Consider the following 12,510-nt stretch of genomic DNA (forward strand, 5'->3'; position numbering starts at 1 on the left):
TAGCCCTACCTCCGACGGTCAGAAATCCCCGAACCCGCCGAAGTCACCGCCACCGAAATCGCCGCCACCGAAGTCCTCGCCACCGCCGAAGTCCTCACCGCCGGAGAAGTCCTCACCGCCGGAGAAGTCCTCGCCACCGGCTCCGGCGTCGTCACCGGCGGCGGCGCCGGCGTCGTAGCCGGGGTCGCCGAACGCCGGGGAGAACAACGCGCTGAAGATCAGCATGCCGCCGAGGGCACCGGCCGCACCGGCCAGCGCCGGCTTCCACAGCGGCTGGGAGTACCAGCCGGCGGGCACCGGCCGACCCTGGTGGTAGCCGCCCGGGTAGTAGTGCGGGGTCTGCGGGCCCGGGTTGGGCCCGGCCCGGAAGGTCTGCCCCTGCACGTCGACCTCGCGCTCCTTGGTGAGCTGCCCGGCACCCCGGGCGGCGGCCAGTGGCGGCAGCTCCGGGCCCGGGTCGATGCCGAGCGCCACCCGGGCGGCCCGCACGTAGGCCAGCCCTTCCAGGGCGGTCTCCCGGGCCAGCTCGAACTGGGTGACGCTGCGGGCCTGCTCCAGCTGCGAACCGGCGGCGTTGTAGCGCTCACCGGCGTCCAGCAGGGCCTGCTTGACCGCCGGGGCGTCGCCGTGCAGGTTCATCACCTGCCCGCCGAGCCGTTCGTACCAACGCTGCGCCTCGGCGCGGGCGTCGGCCAGCGCGCGCTCCTTGCGGGCGGCGCTCTCCCGCCGCCACCACAGCGCACCGCCGGCGAGCAGCGCCACCAGAACCAGGAGCAGAAGAAATTCCATGCCTACGACGGTAGCCGCCCTGATCCACCACCAGCCAACACCACCGCCAGCCGACACCGCCGGCACGACGGGCGTACGTCGTGGGTGTTTGACATGCTTCCCGACGTGGATGTCTCGACGGTGGCGGTGGTGGTCGTCTGTCTGGGTTGTGGTGGGGCGCTCGGCTGGCTGGCCGCGCGGGCCCGGTCGGCGACGGAGATCGCCCGCCTGGCCGCCACCCTGCAGGCGACCAGGGACGGTGAGGGGCGGCTGGAGCAGTCGCTGCGGGCCCTGTCGTACGAGACCACCGCCCAGTCGCAGGAGGCGGTGGCGCGGGCGGTGGCGCCGCTGCACGACACGCTGCGCCGCTACGAGCAGCGGGTCGCCGAGCTGGAGCACGACCGGGTGGACGCCTACGCCGAACTGCGCGAGCAGGTGCGGGCGATGACGACGGTCTCCGGTGAGCTGCGGACCGAGACCAAACAGCTGGTGGCCGCGTTGCGCGCGCCGCAGGTGCGGGGCCGGTGGGGGGAGCATCAGCTGCGCCGCATCGTCGAGGCCGCCGGGATGCTGGAGCACTGCGACTTCGCCGAACAGGTCACGGCGACCACCGACGAGCAGTCGGTCCGGCCCGACCTGGTGGTGCGGCTGCACGGCGGGCGCAGCGTGGTGGTCGACGCGAAGGCGCCGTTCGACGCGTACCTGTCGGCGATGGAGGCACGCGAGGAACGCACCCGTGACCAGCAGTTGGACGGCCACGCCCGGCAGCTGCGGGCGCACGTGGACGCGCTGGCCGGCAAACGGTACTGGTCGGCCTTTGCGCAGACCCCCGAGTTCGTGGTGCTGTTCGTGCCGGCCGATCCGTTCCTGGACGCCGCGCTGCAGCGGGATCCGACGTTGTTGGAGCACGCCTTCAGCCGGGACATCGTGCTGGCCACCCCGGCGACGTTGGTGGCGTTGCTGCGGACGGTGGCGTATTCGTGGCGGCAGGAGGCGTTGGCCCGCAACGCGGTGGCGGTGCATTCGCTGGCCCGGGAGCTGTACGGGCGGTTGAGCACGCTGGGCGAGCACGTGACGAAGCTGGGCAACGCGTTGGGTGGCGCGGTCACCGCGTACAACCGGGCGGTGGGTTCCCTGGAGGCGCGGGTCCTGGTCAGTGCCCGCAAGCTGGCCGACCTCGGAGTGTCCGACGCCGAGCTGGCCGCGCCGGCCCAGGTCGAAGTGGTGCCCCGGCAGGTGCAGGCACCGGAGCTGGATCCGGTGGCCTCCGGCACGGTCGACGACAGCCGGCCGTACCTGACACACGACGCATCGGACACGTCCCGAGTGGACCGGTTGAGCAGGAAAACTCTCGATTGACCTCACTCATTGCAGGCAATTCGCTACCACAGTCCCTGCCATTCAAAAATGTGCATGTCACGGGCTGGTCACAACGCGGTGAGAAGTAGTGACAGCGATCGTCCGGAGCACAAAGGATGCGGTCACACGTGTCCTGCACCCCAGGGCCCAGTTCTTCCGGAGGAAGAGAACGTGAGTAAACCCCGCATCTGGAGGCGGCGAACCTCTGCCGCGCTCCTGGCATCCGTCATGGCAGCCGGTGCCGTGACGCTGGCGGGTGGTGCGTCCACCGCGAGCGCCAACCCGTCGACCGAAGCCGACGTTTTGAAGGACACCCCTGCCGATACGTTGGGGTCACGCGACCTTGACCTGCTCGCCGAGGCCGAGGCCAAGAGTGAGCAGAGCGTCACACTGCTGGTCGCCACCGACAAGGGCCAGGCCCCGAAGGTCGCCGCGGAGCTGAAGAAGCTCGGCGGCGTCATCGGCAACCAGGTCGACGAGGTCGGTTACGTCCGGGCCCGGGTGCCGACGGGCAACGTCATCAAGGCATCGAAGCTCGCCGGCGTCGCCGCGATCGACCTCAACGAGACCATCCAGCTGCCGGACCCGACGCCGGAGAGCCTGCCGGCCGCTTCCTCCGTGGCCACCGAGTCGACCGGTCCCGGACCGGACACCGGTGCGGTCAACCCGTACATGCCGACGAACGAGACCGGCGCGGTCTCGTTCAAGAAGAGCCACCCCCGCTGGGACGGACGCAACGTCGTCGTCGGCATCATGGACTCCGGCGTCGATCTGGACCACCCGGCGCTGCAGACCACCACCACCGGTGAGCGCAAGATCGTCGACTGGGTCACCCCGGTCGACCCGGTGTACGAGAACGACGGCACCTGGCGGCCGATGCTGACCCAGGTCGCCGGCCCGAGCTTCAGCTACGCCGGGGTGACCTGGACCGCACCGGCCGGCACCTACCGGATCAACCTGTTCTCGGAGAACATCACCGTGGGCGGAGCGTCCGGCGGTGACGTCAACCGCGACGGCGACACCACCGACCGGTTCGGCGTCCTCTACGACCCGGCCACCGGCGACGTGCGGGTCGACACCAACCAGAACTTCGACTTCACCGACGACGCGCTCATGCGCCCGTACAACGAGCGTTTCGACGTCGGGCACTTCGGCGCGGACGACCCGGCCACGCCGATCTCCGAGCAGGTGCCGTTCGTCGTCGAGTACCGCACCGGCGTCGACACCACCCCGGTCGGCGGCCCCGGCCTGGTCGACTACGTCAACATCGGCCTGATCTCCTCGTCGCACGGCACCCACGTGGCGGGCATCGTGGCCGCCAACGACATGCTCGGCAACGCCGACTTCGACGGCGCGGCGCCCGGCGCCAAGCTGGTCTCCTCCCGGGCCTGCACCTTCGCCGGCGGCTGCACCGCGGCGGCGCTCACCGACGGCATGGTCGACCTGGTCCTCAACCGGGGCGTCGACATCATCAACATGTCGATCGGCGGCCTGCCGGCGCTCAACGACGGCAACAACGCCCGTGCGACGCTCTACAACATCCTGATCGACGAGTACGGCGTGCAGATGTTCATCTCCGCCGGCAACTCCGGCCCCGGCACGAACACCATCGGCGACCCGTCGGTAGCGTCCAGCGTGGTCAGCGTCGGCGCGAGCATCAGCAAGGACACCTGGCTGGCCAACTACGGCTCCGAGGTCAACGTCCGCAACGGGATGTTCAACTTCTCCTCCCGCGGCCCGCGTGAGGACGGTGGCTTCAAGCCGAACATCAGCGCGCCGGGCTCGGCCATCTCGACGGTCGCCGGCTACGAGGCGGGCGGCCCGGTCCCCGAGGCCGGCTACCCGCTGCCACCGGGCTACGCGATGTACAACGGCACCTCGATGGCCGCCCCGCAGGCCACCGGCGCCGTCGCGCTGCTGCTGTCCGGAGTGAAGGCCAACGACCTGGAGGTCAGCACCGCGCAGCTGCGGCGGGCGCTCTACAGCGGCGCCCGGTGGATCAACAACGTGCCGGCGCACACTCAGGGCAACGGCATGCTGCACGTCGCCGACACCTGGAAGCTGCTGCGCGAGGGTGTCACGACCGCGGAGTACACCGTGGACGCTCCGGTCTGCACCCCGATCTCGGAATTCCTGGCCACCCCGCACCGGGGCACCGGCGTCTACAACCGGTGCGCGGCCGACGCCGGCGGGCACCGGCCGGGCCAGTTCAAGTCCTACCCGGTCACCATCACCCGGACCACCGGCCCGGACGTCGACCTGCTGCACAAGCTCGACTGGGTCGGCAACGACGGCACCTTCGCCGCCCCGGGTCAGGTCGTCCTGCCGCTGAACGAGCCCGTCACGATCAACGTACGGGCCACCCCGGCCAGTGGCGTGCGCAGCGCCATCCTGCGGGTGGACAACCCGTTCACCTCGACCGTGGACTTCGAGTTCATGAACGCGGTGGTCGTGTCCAACGCGCTGACCAGCCCGGAGTACGGGTTCAGCGCCTCCGGCAGGGTCGCCCGCAACGGCTTCACCTCGTACTTCGTCACCGTGCCGGAGGGTGCGACGGCGCTGCAGGTGAACCTGTCCGGAATCGCCGAAGGGTCGCAGACCCGGTTCCTCGCGATCAACCCGTACGGTGTGCCGTTGGAGTCCGGCAGCAGCCTGATCTGCTTCACCAACTTCTCCGACCCGAACGTCTGCAAGCCGGACGAGCGGGACTACCAGAACCCGCTGCCGGGTGTCTGGGAGATCGAGGTCGAGTCGCGGCGGACCTCGCCGATGCTGCAGAACCCGTACACCCTCACCGCAGAGGTGCTGGGCGTGGCGGTCGACCCGGCCACCACCGTGCTGGAGGATGTCACGCCCGGTGAGGCGACCCCGATCGAGTGGGAGATCAGCAACACGTTCGGCCCGGTCACCGTCGCCGGCCAGGGCGGATCGCTCGGCTCGTCGAACAGCGAGCGGCCGACGATCGCCGACCTCGAGACGCAGTCCTTCCAGGTGACGGTTCCGGCCGGGGCGACCCGGTTGTTCACCAAGATCGGCAACACCAGTGATCTCGGTGCCGACCTGGACCTGTTCGTCTACCGTGCCGGGACGCTCGTCGCCTACAACGCCGACGGTGACTCGGAGGAGCAGGTCACGATCAACAACCCGGCACCGGGCGTGTACGACATCGAGATCGAAGGATATTCGGTGCCCACCGGCACGACCGAGTACGACTACCTGGACGTGTTCTACTCGACCGGGCTGGGCACGATCGAGGTCGACCCGACAGCGGTCGATCTGGACAACGGTGACAGTGCCACCATCACCGGCAGTGTCACGGTCGACGCCGCTCCGGCGGCCGGTCGGGAACTGTTCGGCGAGATGCTGGTCGTCACCGATCTGGGCGCGGTCATCGGACGCGGCGGCGTCTCGGTCAGCTCGGTGAGCTGACCGCTCGGCCAACCAGCAGAAGGGGCCCATCCCGTAGGGGATGGGCCCCTTCTCGCGTACCGGCGCGACGAGTGCCCGGCGCGGACCCGCCGGGTCGACGCGACCCGGCGTGCCGTTACGGCCGCTACGCCTCGGTCCGGTCCTGTTCGCGGGCGCGCAGCGACTCCTCGCGGCTGGGATAGCCGCACCGCTCGACGAGATCACCGGTCGCCGCGACGAAGGCTTCGTAGATGTCGTCGTCGAAATGGTTGAGCCAGTCGCCAGCCTTGCCCTTGCGGTAGTGGGCCTTCGCCTCGGTCTCCAGGCGGGTCTTGCGCATCCGGGCGAACCCGTGCCGGTCGAGCAACGCCGTCAACTCCGCCGACGGCAGCACGATCCCGCAGTGGCGCATCAGCTGGTCGACCTCGTCGACCTGCCGCTCACCGGTGAGATCTTCGTACTTGAACAGCCGGAAGGTCTCCGCGGGGGGCGCGACGACCCAGGAGCGCAGCGCCGAGAAGAGGTTGGTGTCCTTCAGATGCTGGATGACGTACAGCAGGCCTTCCTTGCGCGGAAGCTCCTGCAGGATCTTGCGATGGTGCAGGATGTCACCCATCGGGGTGTGCGAGTTCCGCAGCGAGAAGTACCCGGAGACGACGATGTCGCGCGGATCCCGGGTGATGAAGAACGCCCGGTACTTTTCCGGCTTGGGGATGGCGCTGAAGCGCTTGTACCCGACGAAGAGCGACGAGGCCATCCGGCCGGGCGGGATCGCGTCGGGGTAGCGCCGCCGGTGCACCCGCTGGTCGAAGGGCAACAGCCCGGAGTAGCGGTACACCACCGGGTCACTGACCAGCGCCTTGACCCACTGGCTGGCCGTCTTGCGCACCGTACAGTGATAGACGTTGTCGTATTCGCTGCGCGCCACCACCGGAACCGTCAGGCGGCTTCGCGCGTTCCGCGTCTCCAGCATCGTCCACCGCACCGCGATACGCACGGGACTCGGCGTGTGGTGCTTGGCGAACGTCCAGGTCCGATTAATCAGCGTCTTAGCCCTTGTCTGTGCCCGGGCGAGGGTCACCTCACCTCAGGGGGAGATGATGATGCACGCGGGCGGCCCGGTCAACCTGGGCACGCGCGGTGCATCCGCCGTCGCCAGGGGTGCCCACGCCGCGTCGGTCCGGGCCGAGGTGACGCCGGCTCAGGCCGGTTCGACCCGCTGCACCACGAACGGCACGCCCTGCTGGCAGGTGGTCATCAGGTCCGCCTGGACGTGCCCGGTGACCCGCACCCGGGCACCGGCCCGGACCAGGTCCGCCGGCCCGCCCACCAGCAGGTAGCCGTCCAGCAGGAAGCAGTTGTGCTCGACGCCGGGCTGCACCGTACCGGTCAGGGTCATCGGCCGGGCGGAGCCAGTCGGCAGGTCCTCCGGCGGACCCGGGGTCTGCGGGGTCGGACTCACGGTGACTCCTCCACTCGGTGGCGTCGGGGCCGACGTCGAGGGCGCGGCCGTGGTCGGCGGCGAAGTCACGGCCGTGGTCGGCGCGGGGTCGGTCGGGTCCGGCTCGGTGCCGGGCCCGCCGGCGCCGCACCCCGACGCCAGCATCAGACAGACCAACAGCAGTGGTACGCCGATCCGAGTCGCTCTCATATGATCTAGGACGCGACGGCGCGGACGTCCGTTCCCGCAGCCGCCGCCTTCATGTCCCGCCGCAGCTCGGACGGGAGCGAGAAGGCGATCGTCTCCTCGACCGTGGTGACCGTCTCCAGGTCGGTGAAGCCCCGCGCGGCGAGGTGGTCGACCACCTGCTGCACCAGCTCGTCGGGCACGCTGGCGCCGGAGGTCAGCCCGACCGTCGTCGCGCCGACCAGCCAGGCGTCGTCGATCTCGGCGGCGTAGTCGATCAGATGACCGGACCGCGCGCCGGCGTCGAGCGCCACCTCGACCAGCCGGACCGAGTTCGACGAGTTGCGGGAGCCGACCACCAGCATCACGTCACACTGCGCCGCGAACTGCTTGACCACCTGCTGGCGGTTCTGGGTGGCGTAGCAGATGTCGTCGGTCGGCGGTGACTGCAGCATCGGCAGCCGGCGCTTGAGCCGCGCCACGGTCTCCATCGTCTCGTCCACCGACAGCGTGGTCTGGGACAGCCAGACGACCTTCTCCGGGTCCCGTACCGTGACCGAGTCGGCATCGGCCGGGCCGTCGACCAGCTGAATGTGCGCCGGGGCCTCGCCTGAGGTGCCGATCACCTCTTCATGGCCTTCGTGCCCGATGAGCAGGATGTCGTAGTCCTGGGCGGCGAACCGGCGGGCCTCCTGGTGCACCTTGGTCACCAGCGGGCAGGTCGCGTCGATCGCCTTCAGCGAACGCTCCCGGGCCTGCTCGTGCACCTCGGGGGCGACGCCGTGGGCAGAGAACACCACGGTCGCCCCGTGCGGGACCTCCTCGTTCTCCTCGACGAAGATCGCGCCCTGGGCCTCCAGGGTCGAGACGACGTGCTTGTTGTGCACGATCTGCTTGCGGACGTAGACCGGGGCACCGTACAGCTTCAGCGCCTCCTCGACGGTCTGCACCGCCCGGTCGACCCCGGCGCAGTAGCCCCGGGGGTTGGCCAGCAGCACCCGCTTGGGTCGGACCGGATTCGCCTCACGCTCGCTCACCCGGCCGAGTCTACGTGCCGTCCGCCCGGACGGCAGAGCACGAGCGGCAGGGCGCGACGGCGTTGTCGGGGTCCGCCCGTACCCTGGCCGGGTGACCGACACCGAGACGACGCCGCGCAGCACCGCGGACGATCCGTGGCCGGTCCGGGTGGTCAGCCAGAAGATCAGCGCCTGGATCGGCCGGCTCGGCTGGGTCTGGGTCGACGGCCAGGTCGCGCAGATCAGCCGCCGGCCCGGCGCGACCACGGTGTTCCTGACCCTGCGGGATCCGGCGGCCGACCTGAGTCTGACCGTCACCACCCACCGGGACGTGCTCGACGCCGGTGCCCCGGAGCTGGCCGACGGTGCCCGGGTGGTGCTGCGCGCCAAGCCGGAGTTCTACCCGGCCCGGGGCACGCTGAGCCTGCGCGCCGACGAGATCCGCCAGGTCGGTCTGGGTGAACTGCTGGCCCGGTTGGAGAAGCTGAAGCGGCTGCTGGCCGCCGAAGGACTGTTCGACCGGGCCCGCAAACGCCGCCCACCGTTTCTGCCGCAACGTATCGGGCTGATCACCGGTCGGGCCTCGGCCGCCGAGCGGGACGTGTTGACCAACGCCCGCCGCCGCTGGCCGGCGGTCGACTTCCGGGTGGTCAACGTCGCCGTGCAGGGCCCCACGGCGGTGTCGCAGATGCTCGACGCGCTCGCCGTGCTCGACGCGGACCCGTCGATCGACGTGATCGTCGTCGCCCGGGGCGGCGGCAGCGTCGAGGACCTGCTGCCATTCTCCGACGAGGCACTGTGCCGGGCGGTGTTCGGCTGCCGGACCCCGGTGGTCAGTGCGATCGGCCACGAGACGGACACCCCGCTGCTGGACTACGTGGCCGACGTACGCGCCTCCACCCCGACGGACGCCGCGAAACGGCTGGTGCCGGATCTGGCCGAGGAGCAGCGGTTGATCGCCCTGGCCCGGCACCGGCTGGACCGCGCGGTGCTCGGCATGCTCGACCGGGAGTCGCACCGGCTGGAGATGGTGCGGTCCCGGCCGGTGCTGGCCCGCCCGCAGGTGCTGCTGGAGGGCCGGGCCGGTGAGGTCGACGTGCTGCGTGACCGGGCCACCCGCTGCGTGGCGCACCGGCTCGCCGCCGGCACCGCCGAGCTCGGGCACACTCTGGCCCGGCTGCGGGCGCTGTCACCGGCGGCGACCCTCGACCGGGGTTACGCGATCGTGCAGGACGCCGCCGGCCAGGTGGTCCGCTCCCCCGACGACGTGGCCGCCGGTGACCCGCTGCGGCTCCGGCTCGCCGGTGGCGACCTGCCGGCCGTCGCCGCCCGACGTGATTGACGAGGCAACCCAGGTGAGTACGAAGAAGGCAGCCACCGCCAGCGCCAGTGCCGCAGGCGGGTCGACCGGCGAAGCGGCCGCGACGGCGGAATCGTTGAGCTACGAGCAGGCCCGCGCCGAGCTGGCCTCGGTGGTGGAGCGGCTGGAGTCCGGCGGTACGTCGTTGGAGGACTCGCTGGCGCTGTGGGAACGCGGCGAGCAGCTCGCCGGCATCTGCCAGCGCTGGCTCGACGGTGCCCGCCAGCGCCTCGACACCGCCCGTCAGTCCCGCCCGACCACCGACTCCTGACACCGCCGCGATCTTGCACTTATCGCGAAGAAATGTCCGAATTGTCGGTCGATAAGTGCAAGATCGCGGCGGGTTGGGAGACGTGGGCGCTGACGATACGCCAGCCGGCGGGGCCGCGTACCCAGGTCTGCGACTGCCGACCAGGGTCGGCGGGGTCAACGGGGTCAACGGGGTCGGCGGGGTCGGCGGGGTCGGCGGGGTCGGCGGGGTCGGCGGGGTGGTAGTCGAACCGGCAGGTGACCACGGCGACGTCGGCACCGAAGGTGGTCACAAGCACCTCGTGCAGCCGCCGGCCGGGCGGCAACGGCGGTTGCGCCGCCCGCCAGCGGCGCTGCTCGTCGATGCCGTACTGGTGGTCGGCGATGCCGAAGCGCACCGTGTGCTCCGACGACCAGAACCAGCCGACGATCGCCGCGACGTCGTTGTCGACCAGCGCCTTCTCGTAGCTGTCGAAGGCTTCCCGGACCTCGGCGCACACGTCAGGGCGGTTCACCTCGGCGCCCAGATCCAGGGGGTTCACCTCGGCGCTCACGGGGTGGCCGTCCCGAGGGCGGCGAGCAGGTCGGTCGAGTCGGCGACCCAGCCGAAGATGCCACCCTGCGCGGCGATCATCTCCAACCCGACGGTGTGGAACTGCGGGAAGTACGAGCCGACGCAGTCGGCGAGTACCAGGCACTCGTAGCCGCGGTCGTTGGCCTCCCGCACGGTGGTGTGCACGCAGACCTCGGTGGTGACGCCGGTGACCAGCAGACTGGTGATCGATCGTTCGCCGAGCAGGCCGTCGAGTTCGGTGGCGTAGAAGGCACCCTTTCCCGGCTTGTCGATCACCGGCTCACCGGGGACCGGCGCGAGCTCGTCGACGATGTCGTGGCCGTACTCGCCACGGATCAGGATCCGGCCGTACGGTCCAGGGTCACCGATGCGCCGGCTCGGCGCCCCACGTTGGCGCTTCGCGGGTGGGCAGTCGGACAGGTCGGGCAGATGTCCTTCGCGGGTGTGCACCACGGTCAACCCGAGCGCCCGGGCGGCGGCCAGCACCCGGCGCAGCGGGTCGATCGTGCGCCGCAGCTGGCTGACGTCGTTGCCGAGGCTCTCGCCGAAGCCACCCGGCTCCAGGAAGTCGCGCTGCATGTCGATGACGAGCAGCGCGGTGGTGGCCGGTTCGAAGGCGTACGCCGCCGGCCGGGCCGGCACCTGCACCAGATGACGGTGCGCCACGGGCCTGCTCACCGCTCGGTCGCCGCGATGACGTCGTCGGCGGTGGCCACGGCGCCGAACACTCCGCCCTGCATGGTGACCATGTGCAGGGCGGCGGTGTGGTTGCCAGGGTCGGTGGCACCGGTGCAGTCCGACAGGATCAGGCACTCGTAGCCGCGGTCGTTGGCCTCGCGCATCGTCGTGTGCACGCAGACGTCGGTGGTGATCCCGGTGAGGATCAGGTGGGTGATCCCGTGGGTACGCAGGACCAGGTCGAGGTTGGTGGCGTAGAACGCGCCCTTGCCGGGCTTGTCGACGACGACCTCGCCGGCCACCGGGGCGACCTCGGGCACGATCTCCCAACCGGGCTCGCCCTTGATCAGGATCCGGCCGCTCGGGCCGGCGCCGCCGATCTCGGCGCCGATGCGGGCCGACCGCCACTTCTTGTTGGCCGGCAGGTCGGACAGGTCCGGCGCGTGCCCTTCGCGGGTGTGCACCACGAGCATGCCGAGGGAGCGGGCGTGGGCCAGCAGCCGGGCAGTGGCCGGCAGGCCGGCCCGGGTGAGGCTGATGTCGTAGCCCATGGCGTCGACGTAGCCGCCCGGGCCGCAGAAGTCGGTCTGCCAGTCGATGCAGAGCAGCGCGGTGCGTTCGACCGGCGCGGCGCCGTCGTACGGCCAGAGGTAGGGGTCGGCCTTGACCGGACCGATGCGGGCCATCGCGCCTCCTTCGTCAGTACAGTCGATTGTCGACCGTACTGTTTCCGGCAGCGCATTCTGCGGTAACGAGCGTGTGACGCCGTCACCGGCCGAGCGATGGCCGGGCTGGTCAGCCGAGGTACGTCCGGGCTCCGTGGGCGGCCAGCTCCCGCAGCACCACCGCCGGGTCGCCCGCCTCGATCGCGGCCAGCAGCCGCTCGTGCCGGTGTACGCCGTCGACCGGCTGCGCCACCTCGGCCTCCCGACGCAGGTTGATCGCCATGTACAGCTGCAGCTTCACCAGCACCGACTCGTAGACAGCGGTCAGCTGCTGGTTGCCGGCCAGGCCGACCAGTTCGACGTGGAACCGCCGGTGTGCCTCGGCGATGCGCAGCCGGTCGGCGACCGCCGTCGCCAGCCGCATCTCCTCGATCGCCGCCCGCAGCCCGCCGAGTACGCCGGCCCGGCGCACCGGCAACGCCGTCTCCACGGCGTACCGCTCCAGAACGTCGCGGACCGCGTACAGCTCCTGGACGTCCCGGTCGGACAGGGTCGCGACCCGCACCCCGCGCCGCGGCACGTGCTCCACCAGGCCCTGCTGGGCGAGCAGGCGCAGCGCCTCACGCAGCGGTGCCCGGCTGATCCCGAGCCGGCGGGTCAGGTGCTCCTCGACGAGCCGCTCCCCCGGTTCGGTCTTGCCGCTGAGGATCTCGCGACGCAGCCGCCGCACAGCCAGCTCCACGAGGCTGATGCTCTCCAGCTCACCATCCACCGACGATGCGGCCACGTCGCTCACCCCGTTGAGT

At 70.8% G+C, this 12,510-nt stretch carries 12 protein-coding genes; 4 read left to right on the forward strand and 8 right to left on the reverse strand.

The genetic code is table 11. The features are described from left to right. Positions 1 to 18: 18 nt before the first annotated feature. Positions 19 to 789 (reverse strand): hypothetical protein, encoded by a 771-nt coding sequence (locus ACN28F_RS09870; RefSeq protein WP_421357526.1) that lies wholly within the window; start codon positions 787 to 789, stop codon positions 19 to 21. Positions 790 to 882: 93 nt separating this feature from the next. Between ACN28F_RS09870 and ACN28F_RS09875 the strand changes: the two genes are divergently transcribed. Together ACN28F_RS09875 and ACN28F_RS09880 are read left to right on the forward strand one after the other, a co-directional pair. Continuing rightward, complete coding sequence (locus tag ACN28F_RS09875; RefSeq protein WP_421357527.1) at positions 883 to 2,127, forward strand: DNA recombination protein RmuC; 1,245 nt, start codon at positions 883 to 885, stop codon at positions 2,125 to 2,127. A gap of 171 nt (positions 2,128 to 2,298) precedes the next feature. Continuing rightward, complete coding sequence (locus ACN28F_RS09880) at positions 2,299 to 5,556, forward strand: S8 family serine peptidase (protein WP_289207735.1); 3,258 nt, start codon at positions 2,299 to 2,301, stop codon at positions 5,554 to 5,556. Positions 5,557 to 5,680: 124 nt separating this feature from the next. Here the strand turns inward: ACN28F_RS09880 and ACN28F_RS09885 are convergent, their stop codons facing one another. The 3 genes from ACN28F_RS09885 to ACN28F_RS09895 form a co-directional block, all read right to left on the reverse strand. Beyond that, complete coding sequence (locus tag ACN28F_RS09885; RefSeq protein WP_289211097.1) at positions 5,681 to 6,580, reverse strand: sulfotransferase domain-containing protein; 900 nt, start codon at positions 6,578 to 6,580, stop codon at positions 5,681 to 5,683. A gap of 156 nt (positions 6,581 to 6,736) precedes the next feature. Continuing rightward, complete coding sequence (locus ACN28F_RS09890) at positions 6,737 to 7,186, reverse strand: hypothetical protein (protein ID WP_289207736.1); 450 nt, start codon at positions 7,184 to 7,186, stop codon at positions 6,737 to 6,739. Positions 7,187 to 7,191: 5 nt separating this feature from the next. Further along, positions 7,192 to 8,199, reverse strand: a complete 1,008-nt coding sequence (locus ACN28F_RS09895) for a 4-hydroxy-3-methylbut-2-enyl diphosphate reductase (protein WP_289207737.1) — start codon at positions 8,197 to 8,199, stop codon at positions 7,192 to 7,194. Between the two features lie 91 nt (positions 8,200 to 8,290). Between ACN28F_RS09895 and xseA the strand changes: the two genes are divergently transcribed. Continuing rightward, the gene (gene xseA / locus ACN28F_RS09900) at positions 8,291 to 9,520 is read left to right on the forward strand and encodes an exodeoxyribonuclease VII large subunit (protein ID WP_289207738.1); all 1,230 of its coding nucleotides are present in this window, start codon (positions 8,291 to 8,293) and stop codon (positions 9,518 to 9,520) included. A gap of 13 nt (positions 9,521 to 9,533) precedes the next feature. Further along, a complete protein-coding gene (locus tag ACN28F_RS09905; RefSeq protein WP_289207739.1) occupies positions 9,534 to 9,809 on the forward strand; it encodes an exodeoxyribonuclease VII small subunit in 276 nt (91 codons plus the stop codon). A 19-nt stretch (positions 9,810 to 9,828) separates the two neighbouring features. Here ACN28F_RS09905 and ACN28F_RS09910 read toward each other — a convergent pair whose 3' ends face one another. The 4 genes from ACN28F_RS09910 to ACN28F_RS09925 form a co-directional block, all read right to left on the reverse strand. Further along, positions 9,829 to 10,341 (reverse strand): AtzH-like domain-containing protein, encoded by a 513-nt coding sequence (locus tag ACN28F_RS09910; RefSeq protein WP_421357528.1) that lies wholly within the window; start codon positions 10,339 to 10,341, stop codon positions 9,829 to 9,831. Further along, complete coding sequence (locus ACN28F_RS09915; RefSeq protein WP_421357529.1) at positions 10,338 to 11,027, reverse strand: cysteine hydrolase family protein; 690 nt, start codon at positions 11,025 to 11,027, stop codon at positions 10,338 to 10,340. Before ACN28F_RS09915 ends, ACN28F_RS09910 begins: the two co-directional genes overlap by 4 nt. Positions 11,028 to 11,035: 8 nt before the next feature. Then, positions 11,036 to 11,725 (reverse strand): cysteine hydrolase family protein, encoded by a 690-nt coding sequence (locus ACN28F_RS09920; protein WP_421357530.1) that lies wholly within the window; start codon positions 11,723 to 11,725, stop codon positions 11,036 to 11,038. 109 nt (positions 11,726 to 11,834) lie between these two features. Continuing rightward, the gene (locus ACN28F_RS09925; RefSeq protein ID WP_421357531.1) at positions 11,835 to 12,500 is read right to left on the reverse strand and encodes a GntR family transcriptional regulator; all 666 of its coding nucleotides are present in this window, start codon (positions 12,498 to 12,500) and stop codon (positions 11,835 to 11,837) included. Positions 12,501 to 12,510 lie beyond the last annotated feature (10 nt).

Source organism: Solwaraspora sp. WMMA2101 (assembly GCF_049179175.1).
Lineage (GTDB): Bacteria > Actinomycetota > Actinomycetes > Mycobacteriales > Micromonosporaceae > Micromonospora_E.